The sequence below is a fragment of the Halomonas sp. H10-9-1 genome (genome assembly GCF_040147005.1).
In the GTDB taxonomy this organism is placed as follows: domain Bacteria; phylum Pseudomonadota; class Gammaproteobacteria; order Pseudomonadales; family Halomonadaceae; genus Halomonas.
In genome coordinates this window covers 412652-430145 of the sequence record NZ_JAMSHO010000001.1, presented here as the reverse complement: position 1 = coordinate 430145, position 17494 = coordinate 412652, and the positions used below count along the sequence as shown (strand labels likewise).

13 protein-coding genes are annotated in these 17494 nt (G+C 68.1%); 1 reads left to right on the top strand and 12 read right to left on the bottom strand.

All coding sequences use genetic code 11. From position 1 onward, the window contains the following. Window positions 1-32: 32 nt before the first annotated feature. From NFH66_RS01980 to rho, 9 genes are all read right to left on the bottom strand, one after another. Window positions 33-2147 carry a PhoX family protein gene (locus NFH66_RS01980; protein WP_349607935.1) on the bottom strand — a complete coding sequence of 705 codons (2115 nt, stop codon included), beginning with the start codon at window positions 2145-2147 and terminating at the stop codon, window positions 33-35. Between the two features lie 114 nt (window positions 2148-2261). Continuing rightward, window positions 2262-2774: a DUF3087 family protein gene (locus tag NFH66_RS01975; RefSeq protein WP_349607933.1), complete on the bottom strand. Its 513-nt coding sequence runs from the start codon at window positions 2772-2774 to the stop codon at window positions 2262-2264. A 216-nt stretch (window positions 2775-2990) separates the two neighbouring features. Next, window positions 2991-4091: a 3-deoxy-7-phosphoheptulonate synthase gene (locus tag NFH66_RS01970; protein WP_349607931.1), complete on the bottom strand. Its 1101-nt coding sequence runs from the start codon at window positions 4089-4091 to the stop codon at window positions 2991-2993. Window positions 4092-4389: 298 nt separating this feature from the next. After that, window positions 4390-4518 carry a hypothetical protein gene (locus tag NFH66_RS01965; RefSeq protein WP_349607929.1) on the bottom strand — a complete coding sequence of 43 codons (129 nt, stop codon included), beginning with the start codon at window positions 4516-4518 and terminating at the stop codon, window positions 4390-4392. Between the two features lie 68 nt (window positions 4519-4586). After that, the gene (locus tag NFH66_RS01960; RefSeq protein ID WP_349607927.1) at window positions 4587-4715 is read right to left on the bottom strand and encodes a hypothetical protein; all 129 of its coding nucleotides are present in this window, start codon (window positions 4713-4715) and stop codon (window positions 4587-4589) included. 99 nt (window positions 4716-4814) lie between these two features. Then, the gene (gene folM / locus NFH66_RS01955; RefSeq protein WP_349607925.1) at window positions 4815-5528 is read right to left on the bottom strand and encodes a dihydromonapterin reductase; all 714 of its coding nucleotides are present in this window, start codon (window positions 5526-5528) and stop codon (window positions 4815-4817) included. Continuing rightward, on the bottom strand, window positions 5525-6304 hold the full coding sequence (locus NFH66_RS01950) for an NAD(P)H-flavin reductase (protein WP_349607923.1): 780 nt from the start codon (window positions 6302-6304) through the stop codon (window positions 5525-5527). Before NFH66_RS01950 ends, folM begins: the two co-directional genes overlap by 4 nt. Before the next feature lie 33 nt (window positions 6305-6337). Further along, the gene (gene ubiD, locus NFH66_RS01945) at window positions 6338-7825 is read right to left on the bottom strand and encodes a 4-hydroxy-3-polyprenylbenzoate decarboxylase (RefSeq protein WP_349607921.1); all 1488 of its coding nucleotides are present in this window, start codon (window positions 7823-7825) and stop codon (window positions 6338-6340) included. A 109-nt stretch (window positions 7826-7934) separates the two neighbouring features. After that, window positions 7935-9194, bottom strand: coding sequence for a transcription termination factor Rho (rho, locus tag NFH66_RS01940; protein ID WP_349607919.1), 1260 nt, complete (start codon window positions 9192-9194; stop codon window positions 7935-7937). Window positions 9195-9640: 446 nt separating this feature from the next. Here rho and ppx point away from each other — a divergent pair, with 446 nt between their 5' ends. After that, entirely contained in the window at window positions 9641-11167 is a 1527-nt protein-coding gene (ppx, locus tag NFH66_RS01935) for an exopolyphosphatase (RefSeq protein ID WP_349607917.1), read from the top strand. Between the two features lie 64 nt (window positions 11168-11231). On the opposite strand, the gene tilS is transcribed toward ppx, so the two are convergent. The 3 genes from tilS to dnaE form a co-directional block, all read right to left on the bottom strand. Beyond that, window positions 11232-12527, bottom strand: coding sequence for a tRNA lysidine(34) synthetase TilS (gene tilS, locus NFH66_RS01930; RefSeq protein ID WP_349607915.1), 1296 nt, complete (start codon window positions 12525-12527; stop codon window positions 11232-11234). Between the two features lie 143 nt (window positions 12528-12670). Then, entirely contained in the window at window positions 12671-13624 is a 954-nt protein-coding gene (gene accA / locus NFH66_RS01925; RefSeq protein WP_349607913.1) for an acetyl-CoA carboxylase carboxyl transferase subunit alpha, read from the bottom strand. A gap of 189 nt (window positions 13625-13813) precedes the next feature. After that, window positions 13814-17317, bottom strand: a complete 3504-nt coding sequence (gene dnaE / locus NFH66_RS01920) for a DNA polymerase III subunit alpha (RefSeq protein WP_349607911.1) — start codon at window positions 17315-17317, stop codon at window positions 13814-13816. Window positions 17318-17494: the final 177 nt, after the last annotated feature.

Sequence of the window (17494 nt, the reverse complement as noted above, 5' to 3'; positions counted from 1 at the left end):
GCTTACGGCTTACAGCTCCCGGCGAAGCCGGGTCAGACGGCGATCTGGCCACCATCCTGGCGCTGGATCACCACGGTGGACGCCCGCGGACGCACCTTGCCCTTGGTCTGTTCGGAGGCATCCTCGGAGGCCGGCCAGTTGCCCGGATGCTGGATGTTGATGAACAGCGCGGTCTTGTCCGGCGTGGCGAAGATCCCGGTGACCTCGCAGCCATTGGGGCCCACCGCGAAGCGCTTGAGGTGCTGCTGGGTCTCGGGCGTGACCACGCCCCCCTCCAGGGCACCCGGCACCACGGCCAGCAACTGGTCGTTGGTGTGCTCGGCGACGCCGTCGTAGCCGTTATCGGTCTGGATCCACAGGATGCCCTGGCCATCGCCACGATCGTCAAACCACAGGCCATCGGGGCTGGCGAACTGATTGGCCTCGGTCAGGCCCGAGCGGTTGTCGCCGTCGGTGGCGGCGGCGCCGAAGACGAAGACCTCCCAGGCGAAACGCATTTCGTCGCTGCCTTCACGCCAGCGGATGATATGCCCGGCGCCGTTGTCGGGGCGTGGGTTGGCTTCGTTGATTGGTGCGGTGGCAAAGCCCACTCCGAGCTCATCGATGGCGCCCCCCTCGTTGGTATAGGTCGCCTCGCTGCCCGCCTCGGTGCGCTGGCTGTTGTTGGTCAGGGTGATATAGACCTCGCCGGAGGCGGGGTCGACGCTGGCCCACTCGGGACGGTCCATGGGCGTGGCGCCCATCAGGTCGGCGGCATCGCAGGTATGGATGAGGATGCCGGCCTGGTCATCGGCGGCCAGCCCCAGGGCCTCGTGAAGCGGGCGCCCCTCACGACTCTTCGCCTGCGGCGTCAGCGGCAGCCACGCGCCGCTGCCGTCGGCATCGAAGCGGGCGGCGTAGAGGGTTCCCTCGTCCAGATACTTGGCGCCGATCGCCAGGCGATCATAGGTCGCACCGGGGCGGTTGGCATCGGCCGGGTCCCAGGCCGCGGCGGAGACGAACTTGTAGATGTACTCGTTGCGGGCATCGTGGCCGGAGTAGAAGACCACCGGCTGGCCCGGCTCGAGCTTGCCGAGCCAGCACCCCTCGTGGCGGAAGCGGCCAAGGGCGGTGCGCTTCACGGCACGGCGGCTGCCATCGTAGGGGTCGATCTCCACCTGGTAGCCGAAGGTGCGCGCCTCGTTGCGGTAATCCTCGCCGGCATCGGCACCGCGCGGGGTGATGTCGAAGCGAGCGAACTCGTCATTCTCCTCGCTGGGATCCCCCGCCGAGGTCTCCCAACCGTAGCGGCCACGCTGGGTGGGAATCCCGATGCGGGCGTCGTCGGCGAAACGCTCGCCGGTGTTGACGAAGATGTTGGGCCAGTTCTCCTCGCAGGCCAGGTAGGTGCCCCAGGGGGTGAAGCCGTTGCCGCAGTTGTTGTTGGTGCCGCGGGTGAGGCGCCCCTCCGGCGAGAACCGGGTCCTGACGTAGTCGCTGCCGGCGACCGGGCCGGCCAGTTCCATCTCGGTCGCGCTGGTGAAGCGGTGGTTGTAGGGGGAGCCCGGTACATGCGTCCAGCGACCGTCGTCGTCCCGCTTCACCTCCACCAGGGTCACGCCGTGGGCGTTGATCTCGGTGCGCGACTCCTCGGCGGGGCGCGCGCCCTCCTCGGCGTTGGTGGGGCCGCCCTGGGGCGCCCACAGCGCCTGCTGGTCGATGTACTCGTTGTTGAGCGCCAGCACGAAGCGGCGCGAGGCGCTCGCCTCCTCCAGCGGGAAGCCGTGCATGCCGTCATGGTGCATGCCCACGCTTTGTGCCTGGCGCTCGGGCGTCATGGCCAAGTCGGCGCTCCACTCCGCTGCCTCGCCCGACAGCGGCGTGCCCCAGGGCACCAGCACCTGGGCGGTGTAACCCGGCGGCACCACCACGGCATCGCTGCGTGAGCCGGCGATCGACTCGAAGGCCAGGCGCAGTGGCGTCTTCTCGTGCTGGGTGCTCGCGGCCAGCGCCTGGGCGGCACCGCCGAAGCCCAGCATCGAGGCGGCCGCCAGCCCCAGGCCACCGCGCATCACGCTGCGCCGGGAGACATGGCGGTCGAGAACGGAGGCGAAAGGCTCGTTGGTACCCGGGTTGAGGTCGCGATGATCCTCGATTTCCTTGCTCATGGGGAACTCCTCGTCGACGGGAAGGAGGCGTGGGGACGCCTCCAGGACGAGGTCAGGCTAGGCGAACAAGGTGACAGACCGATGAAGCGGCGGGCAGACGCTTGGCCGGGAGGCTTATCCCCTGCGGAAGGCCGCCAGGTCGTGGGGGTCGAAGCCATCGACCCGCTCGGGCAGGCCGCGCGCCTCCCGGGCCAGGCGCACCTTCATGCGTTGGGCGACGGCCTCGGCATCGTCGTCCAGGGTGCGCCCATTGAGCTCGGCGAGCTGCACCATGCCCTGGTGGTAGAAGGCGAGGAGGTCCAGGGCGGTGTCATTGCCCTCCTCCACGGCACGCCGCAGGGCCGGCAGGTAGCCGCTGACCCGGGAGAGGTGGTGCTTGAGCTGCCAAACATAGCGCACCTCGGCCATCCAGGGTCGCTCACGCAACACGGCGAACACCAGGCTGGTGGCCACCAGGCCCAGCACCACGCCCAGCACGTTGAGCCAGAACCCGCCGTCGAAGGCGGCCTGCAGCAGTTGGGCGAACACCAGCCCGAAGACGGCCAGCTGACCGGCCATGGCCAGGCTGATGAAGCGCCCCTTGCGGCGGTAGGTCTCGGGGTCGTGTTCCTCGAACTGGAACGGCATGACGCTCTCCTGGATGGCGAATCAACGATCGTGGGCATTATCCCGGGATCTTTAACCACGGTACAGCAGACGCTATAACCGAAATCGCTCGGGCTAACCCGGGTAAAGGCCTGCGAGGAGGCGCTGTGAATACGTCCCTGTACGCTACCTCGGCCATCCTTGGTCCTCGGACCTCCTCTTCGGCCTTCCCCCGGCGCTCCTCGCTAAGAGGCGCTGTCAGCGCAGCCGCTCGGCGGCGGAGAGCAGCAGGTGTTCGGTGGTCTCCCAGCCGATGCAGGCGTCGGTGACCGAGACCCCGTGGCGCAGCCGCCCCGGCTCCAGTGCCTGCCTACCCTCATGAAGGTGGCTCTCCAGCATCAGGCCGGCGATCGCCGTCTCGCCGGCCTGGCGCTGGGCCAGCACGTCGAGCAGCACCTCACTCTGGCGGCGGTGGTCCTTGCGCGCATTGGCGTGGCTGCAGTCGACCATCAGCCGCGGTGAGAGGCCCGCCTCCTCCAGCGCCCGACGCGCCGCACGTACGTGGGGCGCCTGGTAGTTGGGCTCGCCATGACCGCCACGCAGCACCAGTTGGGTGTGCGGGTTGCCGGCGGTATCGCGGATCACCGGCCGCCCCTCGGCGTCCATGCCGAAGTGGCTGTGGGGGTGGGCGGCGGCGCGCATGGCATCCAGGGCCACACCGATGTCGCCGCCGGTAGCATTCTTGAAGCCCACCGCCGCCGAGAGGCCGCTGGCCAGCTCTCTGTGCAGCTGGGACTCGGTGGTGCGGGCGCCGATCGCCACCCAGGCGAGCAGGTCCTCGAGATAGGGCGCCAGCATCGGTTGCAGCAGTTCGGTCGCCACCGGCAATCCCAGGGCGACCACCTCGCGCATCAACCGACGCGAGACCTCGAGGCCACGCGCCATGTCGCCGCTGCCGTCCAGGTCGGGATCGTAGGCGAGCCCCTTCCAGCCCACAGTGGTGCGCGGCTTCTCCACATAGACCCGCATCACCGGCAGCAGGCGATCATCCACCCTGGCGGCCAGCTCCGCCAGCCGGTGGGCGTACTCCAGTGCCGCCTCGGGGGCGTGGATGGAGCAGGGACCGACCACCACCAATAGGCGGTCATCGCGACCGGCAAGGATGTCATGCACGGCGCGACGCTGGTCGTCGACCCGGCGCACCGAGTCGGCGGAAAGCGGCAACTCGCGGCACAGCTCGCCAGGCGTGGGCAACGCCCGGGGCGGATTGGCGGCCGGATTGGCGAGCGGATTGGCGGCCGGGGTGGCGGCAGCGCGCGATGATTCGTTCAGGTGGGCGGCGGCGAGGGTAGCGTTCATGGTGTCATCAACTCCGGGTAGCGGTCATACATCGTGTCTGTCGGGTGCCACCGATCTCGCTACGGTCGGACGTGGCGGAGTGGACCGACCGCAGCTCGCTAAATCGCCAGTAGCTGTAATAGCCCATGCGGTCCCGGTTCTGGCGAATGGCGATGGATGCGGTCATGGTCTCTCTCCTCGATGTCTGTTGTGTCATGCAGTGCCCTGAAACGCAGAACCCCCGGGCGGGGCTGCCGTCCGGGGGTTCTGGTGGAGGCGGCCCTGGTGGGTGCGCCTCCGGCGATGTCGCGTCTTTCACTCAGGACATGGCCGCCGGCACACCGGTCATAAAATAGCCATACCAGAAGCCGCTCGCGGCCACGCACGACGACGCCCCACGGCCGATGACGGCGTGTTGGGGGAGGCGCGGGGTGACGGCTGCGATCATGGGGTTCTCCTGAGCATTCGCTTTATCCTGCCGCATTGCGGCATGGCTGGCAAGGCCCGCCATGCGGCTCAGCCGGCAAACAGCTGATACCAGCCGATGGTGGCCGGCAGGCAGCTCAGGGCCACCAACGCGATCAGGCCCATGATGATGGAAAGCAGGCCGCTGCTGTCGCGGAAGTTCTCGTCGTGTCCCGCCATATGTCGCTCCTTCGCTTGCGTCAGGGTTGGGGTATGGGGTGGCGCCTATTCTAGCGAAGTTGGCGTGCCTCGGCACGGTGCCGAAAGTCGCAGGCTGTGCTATGCCAGGTGGCGCCCGCCGTCCACCGGCAGGGTGGCGCCGGTGACGTAGCGGTTGTCGAGCAGGTAGCGCAGGGTCTGGTAGATCACCCCGGGGCCGGGGACCTTCTGCATCGCCGACTTGGCCCGGGCCTTCTCGGCATAGGCCTCGTCGTCACCCTCATTGAGCATGATCAACGCCGGGGCGATGGCGTTGACCTGAATGTCGGGGGCGTACAGCGCGGCGAACGACAGCGTCAGGTTGTCGAGCCCGGCCTTGCTGGCGGCGTAGGCGGCGTGCTTCCTGGAGCCCTTCTGCACCACGTAGTCGGTCATGTGCACGATATCGCGCTGGGGCTCGCTGCACGCCGCGAGCAGTTCGCGGGCGTGCAGGTTGATCAGGTAGGGCGCCAGCATATGGATCCGGAACAGCCGCTCGAAGGTGGCGCCCGCCTCGGGGCCGGTGGAGTCGGGCGCCCAGTCGCTGGCGTTGTGCACGATGGCGCGCAGCGAGCGCGTCTCGGCCTTGAGACGCGCGAGGAAGTCGAGGATGCCCTCCTCGCTGGCAAAGTCCGCCTGCAGGGTGATGATGCCTCGCTCGCGCAGCGCCTCGAGCTCGGGACGCTCGCGGCGGTAGCTGATGATCACCGGATGGCCGTCATTGACCAGTTGCTCGGCACAGTGGCGCCCCAGGCGCTGGGCGCCGCCGGTGATCAGGATCGGCGAGGCACTCATGCGTCGGCCTCGCGCCGCAGGCTGCCGACGGTGGGCACGATGGGGTCGCGCGGCGCATAGGCGAAGACATCCGAGAAGACCCGCGAGGGCGCGAGGCCCAGGGAGGCGAGCACGTCCACGCAGGCGTAGACCATGCCCGGCGAGCCGGAGAGGTAGACGTCATGGCCGGAGACATCGTCGAGCCCTGCGGCCAGGGCCTGGTCGATGCGGCCGCGATGGCCCGCCACCCGCTCGCCGGCCCAGGGCAGCTCCGGGGCCACCTCGGTCACCGGATGGAAGATGACGTTGGCATGAGACTCGGCCCACTCCCGGGGCAGGCGCTCCAGGTAGAGGTCGCGCGCCTCGCGTGCGGCCCACCACAGGGCGATCTCGCGTGCGGGATCGGCCGCAAGTGCGCCCTCCACGAGCGCCTTCATCTGGGCGAAGCCGGTGCCGGCGGCGATCAGCAGCAGCGGGCGTCGGCTGTCCGGGTCCAGCACGCAGTCGCCGCTGGGCAGGCGCAGGGTCAGGCGATTGGCCACCTTGACCCTCTCGCGCAAGCGGGCGGAGTTGTCGCGCTCCGGCCAGTGCTGGATATGCAGCTCGATCTCGCCATCGCCGGCGTGGGCATTGGCGATGGAGAAGGGTACCCAGACGTCCTCGGCGAGCTTGAGCTCCAGGTACTGGCCGGGAGCGTGGGCCACGGCCTCGGCGCGGCCCTCGAGCCGGACGCGGAAGACGTCGGGGGTGAGGTCCTCGACCTCGGTGACCAGAAAGGTCAGGGTCCTTGGCGTCATGAATGCCTCGTACGCTTGTCAGGGGTCATATTGTCAGGGGCTCATACTGTCGGGGAGATCGATGCCCAGCTCGTGCCAGCGCTCGCTGACGCGGGCCTTGACGGCCTCGTCCATGACGATGGGCACGCCCCACTCGCGGTCGGTCTCGCCGGGCCACTTGCTGGTGGCATCCAGGCCCATCTTGGAGCCCAGGCCGGAAACCGGCGAGGCGAAATCCAGGTAGTCGATGGGGGTGTTCTCCACCATCACGGTGTCCCGTGCGGGGTCCACGCGGGTGGTGATGGCCCAGATCACGTCCTTCCAGTCGCGGGCGTCGACGTCATCGTCGAGCACCACCACGAACTTGGTGTACATGAACTGGCGCAGGAAGCTCCACACCCCCATCATCACCCGCTTGGCGTGGCCCGGATACTGCTTCTTCATGGTCACCACCGCCATGCGGTAGGAGCAGCCCTCGGGGGGCAGGTAGAAGTCGACGATCTCCGGGAACTGGCGACGCAGGATCGGCACGAACACCTCGTTGAGCGCCAGCCCCAGGATCGCCGGCTCGTCGGGCGGCCGGCCGGTGTAGGTGGAGTGGTAGATGGCGTTCTCGCGCATGGTCATGCGCGTCACCGTGAACACCGGGAAATGGTCGACCTCGTTGTAGTAGCCGGTATGGTCGCCGTAGGGCCCCTCCGGCGCCATGTCGCCCGGGTAGATGAAGCCCTCCAGAATGATCTCCGCTGACGCCGGAACCTCCAGGTCGGCATGGCCACACTTGACCAGCTCGGTGCGCGAGCCGCGCAGCAGCCCGGCGAAGGCGTACTCGGAGAGCGAGTCCGGCACCGGGGTCACGGCGCCGAGGATGGTGGCCGGGTCGGCGCCCAGCGCCACCGCCACCGGGAAGGGCTCGCCGGGATGGGCCTGCTGGAACTCCTGGAAGTCCAGCGCCCCGCCACGATGGGAGAGCCAGCGCATGATCAGGCGGTTCCTGCCAAGCTTCTGCTGGCGATAGATCCCCAGGTTCTGGCGCTTCTTGTGGGGCCCCCGGGTGATCACCAGCGGCCAGGTGACCAGCGGCGCGGCATCGCCGGGCCAGCAGTGCTGGATCGGCAGGCGGTCGAGGTCGACCTCGTCGTCTGCGTAGACCAGCGCCTGCACCGGGGCCGAGCGCACCCGCTTCGGCCCCATGCTCATCACCTGCTTGAAGATCGGCAGCTTGTCCCAGGCGTCACGCAAGCCCTTGGGTGGCTCGGGCTCCTTGAGGAAGGCGAGCAGCTCCCCCACCTCGCGCAGCGCCTCGACGGACTCCTGGCCCATGCCCATGGCCACCCGCTTCGGCGTGCCGAAGAGGTTGCCGAGCAGCGGCATGGTGTGGCCCTTGACGTTCTCGAACAACAGCGCCGGCCCCCCGGCACGCAGGGTGCGGTCGCAGATCTCGGTGATCTCGAGGTAGGGGTCAACCTCGGCGGTGATGCGCTGGAGCTCGCCCTGCTCCTCGAGCGCCGCGATGAAATCGCGAAGGTCCTGATACTTCATGCGGATGTCCCGGCTCCAGAATGACAAGAGGGGCAGCATAGCATGCTGCCCCTCCCATTCCCGTACAACACTTGCACAGCTTTTCGCCCCCGGTCGCGCGGGAGCGAGATCAGCGGCGCTTCATGGCCTCGAAGAACTCGATATTGGTCTTGGTATCCTTGAGGCGGTCGATCAGGAACTCGGTGGCCGCGGTATCCTCCATGGGGTTGAGCAGCTTGCGCAGGATCCACATGCGCTGCATCTCGTCCTCGGAGGCGAGCAGGTCCTCGCGGCGGGTGCCGGAGCGGCGGATATTGATCGCCGGATAGACGCGACGCTCGGCCAGCTTGCGGTCGAGGTGGGCCTCCATGTTGCCGGTGCCCTTGAACTCCTCGAAGATCACCTCGTCCATCTTGGAGCCGGTGTCGACCAGCGCCGTGGCGATGATGGTCAGGCTACCGCCCTCCTCGATATTGCGCGCCGCACCGAAGAAGCGCTTGGGCTTCTCCAGGGCATGGGCGTCGACGCCGCCGGTGAGAACCTTGCCGGAGCTCGGCACCACGGTATTGTAGGCGCGCGCCAGGCGGGTGATGGAGTCGAGCAGGATCACCACGTCCTTCTTGTGCTCGACCAGCCGCTTGGCCTTCTCGATGACCATCTCGGCAACCTGCACATGGCGCGCCGGCGGCTCGTCGAAGGTCGAGGCCACCACCTCGCCGCGCACCGTGCGCGACATCTCGGTGACCTCCTCCGGGCGCTCGTCGATCAGCAGCACGATCAGGTGGCACTCGGGATTGTTGCGGGTAATCGAGGTGGCGATGTTCTGCAGCATCAGGGTCTTACCGGCCTTGGGCGGTGAGACCAGCAGGCCACGCTGGCCCTTGCCGATGGGCGCCACCAGGTCGATGATCCGCGCCGTGAGGTCCTCGGTGGAGCCGTTGCCGATCTCCATGCGCAGCCGCTCCTGGGGGAACAGCGGCGTGAGGTTCTCGAACAGGATCTTGTGCTTGGCGTTCTCCGGCCGATCGAAGTTGATCTCGCTGACCTTGAGCAGGGCGAAATAGCGCTCCCCCTCCTTGGGCGGACGGATCTTGCCCGAGATGGAGTCACCCTTGCGCAGGTTGAAGCGGCGGATCTGCGACGGCGACACATAGATATCGTCGGGCCCGGCCAGATAGGAGCTGTCGGCACTGCGCAGGAAGCCGAAACCATCCTGCAGGATCTCGAGGACGCCATCGCCGTAGATCGGCTCGCCGCTCTTGGCGTGCTTCTTGAGGATGGCGAAGATGATGTCCTGCTTGCGGGAACGTGCGAGGTTGTCGATGCCCATCTCGCGGGCCATCTCCAGCAGTTCCGGCACGGGCTTTTGCTTGAGTTCGGTAAGATTCATCGGTGTGTTCAGACGTTGCTCTTGGTAAGCCGGGCGGCATGCGCCGTGAGGAAAAGCGACAGGAGGCGAGACGAAGGCGCCCTGCGGATGCGTTCAGAGCCCGGACAGGCCACCTCTGGTCGTGATGCATCGAATGGCCATGGGCGGGAGACCACACAAGGGTTGCCGGGCCACCGGACCGATATCGAGAGCGAGGAAGCAGGTTCGTTTCGCCTGATCAGCGGTTCGGAGCCATAAGGCCGGGAACACGGGCTGATACAGTGGGCTGTCTGACGACTTGGAAATGACCGAGACGGGATCGCTGGTTCGGTCGGAAAGCATTCGGAACAGGCGAACGCTTCGATACTAGACAAGCCCGCCGATGAACGCAAGCCCTGCCGTCAGCGACGATTGACAGAGACGCGACTTGGCCGCACCCTTTTTCCAGACCCGCCACAGGAAGCCCCATGATCTCGCCACAGGACCCGGCCATCGCCACCCAGGAAGCCACCAGCGCCCCTCGCCGACTGGCCGCCATCGATCTGGGCTCCAACAGCTTCCACCTGTTGGTCGCCAACTACCAGGACGACCGCCTGCAGGTGGTCGCCCGCCTGGGCGAGAAGGTGCAGCTCGCCGCCGGCCTCGACGACGAGGGTTGCCTGGACGACGCCACCATGGAGCGTGCGCTGGGCTGCCTGGCGCGCTTCGCCCCCTTCCTCGAGGGCGTCACCCCCGACCACCTGCGGGTGGTGGGTACCAACGCCCTGCGCGAGGCGGCCAACAGCGAGGCCTTCATCGAGCGCGCCGAGGCGGAGCTGGGCCACCGCATCGAGATCATCGCCGGCCGCGAGGAGGCGCGCCTGATCTACCTGGGGGCGGCCCACGCCCTGGCCGAGCAGGGACGGCGGCTGATCGTCGACATCGGCGGCGGCTCCACCGAGTTCATCATCGGCGAACGCTTCGAACCCCTGGCGCTGGAGAGCCTGCGCATGGGCTGCGTCTCCTTCAGCCGGCGCTTCTTCGCGGACGGCGAAATCAGCGAGAAGCGCATGCGCCGGGCCGAGCTCGCCGCCCTCTCGGAGCTGGCCAACATCCGCCGCCCCTATCGGGAACTTGGCTGGCGCGACCCGGTGGGTTCCAGCGGCACCATCAAGGCTGCCGCCGCGGTGCTGGCGGCCAGTGGCGCCGCCCAGGAAGGGGTGATAACCCGCGAGGGGCTGGTCGAGCTGCGCCACCGACTGATCAAGGCCAAGCGCCTGGACAAGGTCTCCATGGAGGGGCTCAAGCCCGACCGTGCGCGGGTCTTCCCCGCCGGGATGGCGATTCTTGGCGCCATCTTCGAGGCCTTCGAGCTCGAGCATATGCGCTATTCCGACGGCGCCCTGCGCGAGGGCGTGCTCTACGATCTGGTGGGGCGCAACAGCGCCGAAGACAGCCGGCTCAAGGCCCTCGACAGCCTCAGCCGCAGCTATCAGGTGGACGCGCGCCAGGCCGACAACGTGGCGACCACGGCCCGGGCGCTGTTCGACCAGGTCAGGGATGAGTGGGCTCTGAGCGATGTCCAGGCACGCTTCCTCGAATGGGCGGCGCGTCTGCACGAGATCGGCCTGGCCATCTCCCATAGCCAGTTCCACCGCCACGGCGCCTATCTGCTGGAACACTCCGACCTGACCGGTTTCTCGCGACCCGAGCAGCGCCTGATGGCCTTCCTGGTACGCGCCCATCGCCGTAAGTTCCCGCTCAAGGAGTGGCAGGCACTGCCGGCCTTCGATCGTGACTCCCATGCCCGGCTGGCACGCCTGCTGCGCCTGGCGGTGATCTTCAACCACTCGCGGCCCGAGCAGCCCCCCGAGGCACCGCGGCTCTCGGCCAGGGGCGATGACCTCGCGCTGGACCCAGGCAGCGACGGCGCCCCGGCGCTGCTGCTCAACGACCTGGAACAGGAGGCCGCCTACCAGCAGGCCGCCGGCTTCAACCTGCTGCTGGGGCGCTGAGGCTAGCCCACGCCCCCGGGCGCCTCGCGCCAGTGGTTGGCACGCGCCGCGTGCGCGGCCTCGGCTAGCCCGCGCCCCCGGGCGCCTCGCCCTCCCCTCGCCAGCCCGCGGCGAACGCCAGCCACTGCCCCACGGCAGGGTCGAGCAGCGCCACCGGCGTGTCCCCCTCGTGGATCACCACCAGTCGCCCGCGCACCCAGGGCGGCACCCCCAGCTCCTGAAGCAGCCGCTTGAGGTCGCGATGACCACGCCCGGCCAGGCACAGTCGCTCGCCGCCGCGCCGTGGCATCGCCCATAGGCGCCCCTCCACGCCCGTCGGGCCCGCCAGCGAGACCCGACAGCCGCCGAAGGGCGTGGCGAGGGGCCCGCGTCCGTCCCAGGCGACCCACCATCCGGTCGGTGCTATCGGCAGCGGCGCCAGCAGGTAGAGATGCCCTCGCCACACCCGCGCCTCGCCACCGGGCCATGCCACCCGGGTCTCGGCATCCTCCCGGGCGCCCAACTGGGCGAGCAGGCTCTCCAGTCGGCGCGCCGGCGGCAGCGCCAGGCCCAGCCGCCCACAGCAGTGGCGTACCAGCAACCGACGACGCGCCGCCGAGAGCCGGGACAGCCCGTCACGGGACAGGCGCCCCGGATCCCCCCCCAGGCCCTCCAGGTCGATCCCCGCCAATTCCGCCAGCAGGCCATCGGCCTCGGCACACAGCGCCGCGCTGCGCGCCAGCGACCCGGCGGCATGGGGCCAGCGCTCGCCGAGCCGCGGCAGGATCGCATGGCGCAGATAGTTGCGATCCTGGTCACACTCGGCGTTGCTGGGGTCCTCCGTCCAGGCGAGGCCGCGGCGCGCCGCCTCGGCTTCGAGGGACGCCCGGGAGATGCCCAGCAGCGGTCGCTGCAGACGGCGCCGCCGCCAGTCACGCTCCATCGGCATGCCCCCCAGGCCACGCACGCCACTCCCGCGCAGGGCAGCAAGCAGCAGGGTCTCGGCCTGATCATCGCGGTGCTGGGCCAGCCACAGGGTCTCTCCCGGGGCCACCCGGCGGGCGAAAGCGGCATAGCGGGCCTCCCGGGCGGCGCCTTCCAGCCCCTGGCCAGCGGACGGGTCGACGCTGACGCGCTCGATGGTCAGCGCCACTCCCAGGCGCCGGCAGAGGGCCTGGCAGTGCGCCTCGAAGGCGTCGGCAGCGGCCTGCAAACCGTGGTGGACGTGAATGGCACGCAGCGGGCGGGGGAAGCGCTGGCAGGCGTCGGCGGCGAGGGTCAGCAGCAGGGTGGAGTCGAGGCCAGCGGAGAGGGCGATCCATACACAACGCCCCGGCGGCGTCTGGGCCAGGGCGTCGTCGATCAGGGATTGCAGGGACATGGCAAGCCCCCTGGCAAGGGAGTCACCGAGGCCGGCCCTATGGGGTCAGACCCCGGCAGGGTCGATTCCGCTGGTAACGTGCACCAGGCCAGATAGGTCGATTTGGCTGGGGTCTGACCCCATAGAGGCTCCCCAGCCATCTCTTAAACAGGTGCGCCATAGCTCATCAGTTTCTGGTAGCGGCGCTCCAGCAGCGTGTCAGTGTCCATGGCATCGAGACGCTCGAGGCTGCCCAAGAGCGCCTCCTTGACCCGCTCGGCAGTGGTCACCGGCTGGCGATGGGCTCCGCCCAGAGGCTCGGGGATCAGGGTGTCGACCAGCCCCAGCTCCTTGAGGCGCTCGGCGGTGATGCCCATGGCCTGGGCGGCGTCGGAGGCCTTCTCGGCACTCTTCCACAGGATGGAGGCGCACCCCTCGGGGGAGATCACCGAGTAGGTGGAGTACTGCAGCATGGCCAGCTCGTCGCAGACACCGATGGCCAACGCCCCGCCGGAGCCGCCCTCGCCCACCACGGTGGCCAGGATCGGGGTACGCAGGCGCGACATCACCGCCAGGTTGTAGGCGATCGCCTCGGACTGGCCACGCTCCTCGGCATCGATGCCGGGGTAGGCCCCGGGCGTGTCGATGAAGGTGAGGACCGGCATGGCAAAACGCTCGGCCATCTCCATCAGCCGGCACGCCTTGCGGTAGCCCTCGGGACGCGGCATACCGAAGTTGCGGCGCACCTTCTCATGGACATCGCGCCCCTTCTGGTGGCCGATCACCATCACCGGGCGATCGTCGAGGCGTGCCACGCCGCCGACGATGGCGGCGTCATCGGCGAAGTGCCGATCACCGTGGAGCTCGTCGAAGTCGCCGAAGACATGCTCCAGATAGTCCAGGGTGTAGGGACGCTGGGGGTGCCGGGAGAGCTGCGAGACCTGCCAGGGGGTAAGGTCCTTGAAGATCGACTCGGTGAGCTTGCGGCTCTTCTCCTCGAGACGACCGATCTCGTCACTGAGATTGACCTGGCTGTCGTTGCTGACCAGCCGCAGCTCCTCGATCTTGGCCTGGAGCTCGGCGATAGGCTGTTCGAAGTCGAGATAGTTGGGATTCATGAGCAAGCCGCCTTGTCATCGTCTGCCACCGACCGACCAGCTGGGGTCCAGGACGGCATGAAAAAGAGTGTGGGGCATTATCGCACCCTCAACGCAAGGCGCAAGGCAGCAGCGAGCGGGCGCCAGCATGGCTCAGGGCTAACCCGGCGCCCCTCGCCGGAAAAGCTGCGAGCCCGGCGTCGCCCTGTATCAGCGGTACTTGAGTCGCACCCCGTCCTGGCCCTGCACCTCGCGCAGGCCGATCAGCAGCTCATCGGTAGGGGCCACCTTCCACTCCTCGGCCAGTTCCAGCCAACCGGTGGCCTCGGCGTTGCGGTAGCGCAGCCGCACCGGCAACCCCTCGGTGTTCCGGTGCGGCTCCAGGCTCTCGCGCAGCGAGTCGACCAGGCGACCATTGACCGCCGCCCCGTCCAGGGAGAGCTCCACCGCCTGCCCGTAGCGGGTGCGTGCCGCGACCATGGGGGTGACCTCCTTGCCACGCAGGCGCAGCCCCCCGGAGTAATCGTCGCTTGCGACCTCGCCCTCGACGATCAGCACCTGATCGGTCTCCAGCTGGCCACGCAGCTGGTCGAAGAGCTCGCCGAACAGCGACGCCTCGATGCGCCCGGTGCGATCATCCAGGGTGAGGAAGGCCATGGTGTCGCCACGCTTCGACTTCATGGTCCTCATCCCCACCACCAGGCCGGCCACCCGCTGGGGCTCCCGGGACGGCTTGAGGTCGGCGATGCGCGTGGAGACGAAGCGCTCGAGCTCCTTCTCGTACTCGTCGATGGGGTGACCGGTGAGGTAGAGCCCCAGGGTCTCCTTCTCGCCGGCCAGGCGCTCCTTGTCGCTCCACTCGCGGGCCCGCAGATACTCGGCGTAGACCTCGCTCTCGCCGGGGGCGTCGGAGAAGGCCTCGCCGAACATGTCGATCATGCCCAGGTTCTGGTTGGCCTGGTTCTGGGCGGCGGCCTTGAGGGCGTCGTCCAGGGCCGCACTGAGCACGGCACGATTGGGCCCCAGGGAGTCCAGGGCGCCGGAACGAATCAGCGCCTCCAGGGTGCGCTTGTTCATGCGCCTGGGGTCGATCCGACGGCAGAAGTCGAACAGGTCCGCGAAGGGGCCGTCCGCCTCGCGGGCCTCGACGATGGCACCGATGGGGCCTTCGCCCACGCCGCGAATCGCCCCCAGGCCGTAGACGACACGGGCCTGGTCGTCGACGCTGAACTTGTAGCGGCCGACGTTGACGTCGGGCGGGGTCACCGTGAGGCCGAGGTTGCGACACTCCTCGATCAGCGGCACCACCTTGTCGAGGTTGTCCATCTCGGTGGACATCACCGCCGCCATGAAGGGCCCCGGGTAGTGCGCCTTGAGCCAGGCCGTCTGGTAGGAGACCAGCCCGTAGGCCGCCGAGTGCGACTTGTTGAAGCCGTAGCCCGCAAACTTTTCCACCAGATCGAAGATGTTGCCGGCAAGATCCTTGTCGATACCGTTGGCTTCACACCCTTCCAGGAAGCCGGCGCGCTGCTTGGCCATCTCCTCGGGCTTCTTCTTGCCCATGGCGCGACGCAGCATGTCGGCCTGGCCCAGGCTGTAGCCGGCCATCACCTGGGCAATCTGCATCACCTGCTCCTGGTAGAGGATGATGCCGTAGGTAGGCTCGAGCACCGGCTTGAGCAGCTCGTGCTGGTAGTCCGGGTGGGGGTAGGAGATCTCCGCCCGGCCATGCTTGCGGTTGATGAAGTCGTCGACCATGCCCGACTGCAGGGGGCCGGGGCGGAACAGCGCCACCAGGGCGATCATGTCCTCCAGGGAGTCGGGCAGCAGGCGCTTGATCAGCTCCTTCATGCCGCGGGATTCGAGCTGGAATACCGCCGTGGTCTCGGCGCGCTTGAGCATCTCGAAGGTCGGCTTGTCGTCCAGCGGGATGGCGTCGATGTCCAGCGGCGCCTGCCCCTCGACAGCGCGCACCTTGTCGACCATCTCCAGCGCCCAGTCGATGATGGTCAGGGTGCGCAGGCCCAGGAAGTCGAACTTGACCAGGCCGGCGTCCTCGATGTCGTTCTTGTCGAACTGTACCACCAGGCCGTTGCCCTCCTCATCGCAGAGCAGCGGCGAGAAGTCGGTGAGCTTGGTAGGCGCGATCACCACGCCGCCGGCATGCTTGCCGGTGCCGCGGGTGATGCCCTCGAGCTTCTCGGCCATCTCCCAGATCTCGGCGGCCTCCTCGTCGTTGTCGAGGAACTCCTTGAGCGCCGGCTCCGCCTGGAGCGCCTTGCCGAGCGTCATGCCCACCTCGAAGGGGATCAGCTTGGAGAGCTTGTCGCCAAGCGAATAGGGCTTGCCCTGGGCACGGGCGACATCGCGCACCACCGCCTTGGCCGCCATGGTGCCGAAGGTGACGATCTGGGACACCGCGTCACGCCCGTAGCGATCGGCCACATAGTCGATCACCCGGTCGCGCTTCTCCATGCAGAAGTCGACGTCGAAGTCGGGCATCGAGACTCGCTCGGGGTTGAGGAAGCGCTCGAACAGCAGGTCGTAGCCGATGGGGTCGAGGTCGGTGATCTTCTGGGCATAGGCGACCAGCGAGCCGGCACCGGAGCCACGGCCGGGCCCCACCGGCACGTCGTTGTCCTTGGCCCACTGGATGAAGTCCATCACGATCAGGAAGTAGCCGGGGAAGCCCATCTGGATGATGATATCGAGCTCGAAATCGAGGCGTTGGCGATAGCGAGTGTCGATCTCGGCGTACTCGGCGCCATCCCGGGGGTACTGCGCGGCCGGGTAGAGAAAGTCCAGGCGCTCGTTGAGGCCGTCGTGGGAGACCTTGCGGAAGTATTCGTCCCGGGTCAGGCCCTCGGGAATCTCGAACTCGGGCAGGAAGATCTCGCCCAGGCGCACCTCGACGCTACAGCGTGCGGCGATCATCACGCTGTTGGTCAACGCCTCGGGGACATCGGCGAACAGCGCCGCCATCTCCTCGGGGCTCTTGAGATACTGCTCCTCGGTATACTTCTTCTCGCGACGCCGGTCGTCCAGCGCCTTGCCCTCGCCGATGGCCACGCGGGTCTCGTGGGCCCAGAAATCCTCCTTCTCGAGGAAGCGCACATCGTTGGTGGCCACCACCGGGGTGCCGCTCTCGGCGGCCAGTTCCACCGAGAGGTGCAGGCACTCCTCCTCCTGGGGGCGACCGGTACGGGTCAGCTCCAGGTAGAAGCGCCCGGGGAAGGCGGCATTCCACTGCGCCAGGATCTCCCGGGCCGCATCGGGATGGTCGCCGAGCAGGTGGCGCCCCACCTCGCCGTCGCGCCCGCCGGAGAGCGCGATCAGTCCCTCGCTGCGCTCCAGCACCCAGTCGCGCCGCAGCAGTGCCTGGCCCTGATGCTGCCCCTCCATCCAGCCCCGTGAGATCAGCTCGGTCAGGTGCCGATAGCCCACCTCGCTCATGGCCAGCAGGGTCACGCGATAGGGGTGCGCCTCATCCTGGGGGTTGGTCAGCCACAGGTCGGCGCCGATGATCGGCTTGAGCCCCGCGCCCTGGGCCGCCTTGTAGAACTTGACCAGGCCGAAGAGGTTGGCCTCATCGGTGATGGCCAGCGCCGGCATGCCCAGCCCGGCCGCCTGCTTGACCAGCGGCTTGAGACGCAGCAGGCCGTCGACCAGGGAGTATTCGGTATGGACGCGGAGATGAACAAAGGGCGTGGTCATAGGGGGCTCGGGCTTGGCGGTGAATAGTCAATACAGGAAGCTCGAGGCTAATCCCGGCAGCAGGTCGATGAGGAGGCGCTGTGAACCCCTCCCTGGGCGTATATGGAGTCCTCCCCGTTTGCAAGCACGAGGCACGATGGTCGGTAGGTACGACTGCACACGTATATCCGGTCTCGT

Bases quoted from the DNA above. Each gene is read 5' to 3' on its own strand.
- NFH66_RS01980 (WP_349607935.1), bottom strand. From the start codon at position 2,147: ATGAGCAAGGAAATCGAGGATCATCGCGACCTCAACCCGGGTACCAAC.
- NFH66_RS01975 (WP_349607933.1), bottom strand. From the start codon at position 2,774: ATGCCGTTCCAGTTCGAGGAACACGACCCCGAGACCTACCGCCGCAAG.
- NFH66_RS01970 (WP_349607931.1), bottom strand. From the start codon at position 4,091: ATGAACGCTACCCTCGCCGCCGCCCACCTGAACGAATCATCGCGCGCT.
- NFH66_RS01965 (WP_349607929.1), bottom strand. From the start codon at position 4,518: ATGATCGCAGCCGTCACCCCGCGCCTCCCCCAACACGCCGTCATCGGC.
- NFH66_RS01960 (WP_349607927.1), bottom strand. From the start codon at position 4,715: ATGGCGGGACACGACGAGAACTTCCGCGACAGCAGCGGCCTGCTTTCC.
- folM (WP_349607925.1), bottom strand. From the start codon at position 5,528: ATGAGTGCCTCGCCGATCCTGATCACCGGCGGCGCCCAGCGCCTGGGG.
- NFH66_RS01950 (WP_349607923.1), bottom strand. From the start codon at position 6,304: ATGACGCCAAGGACCCTGACCTTTCTGGTCACCGAGGTCGAGGACCTC.
- ubiD (WP_349607921.1), bottom strand. From the start codon at position 7,825: ATGAAGTATCAGGACCTTCGCGATTTCATCGCGGCGCTCGAGGAGCAG.
- rho (WP_349607919.1), bottom strand. From the start codon at position 9,194: ATGAATCTTACCGAACTCAAGCAAAAGCCCGTGCCGGAACTGCTGGAG.
- ppx (WP_349607917.1), top strand. From the start codon at position 9,641: ATGATCTCGCCACAGGACCCGGCCATCGCCACCCAGGAAGCCACCAGC.
- tilS (WP_349607915.1), bottom strand. From the start codon at position 12,527: ATGTCCCTGCAATCCCTGATCGACGACGCCCTGGCCCAGACGCCGCCG.
- accA (WP_349607913.1), bottom strand. From the start codon at position 13,624: ATGAATCCCAACTATCTCGACTTCGAACAGCCTATCGCCGAGCTCCAG.
- dnaE (WP_349607911.1), bottom strand. From the start codon at position 17,317: ATGACCACGCCCTTTGTTCATCTCCGCGTCCATACCGAATACTCCCTG.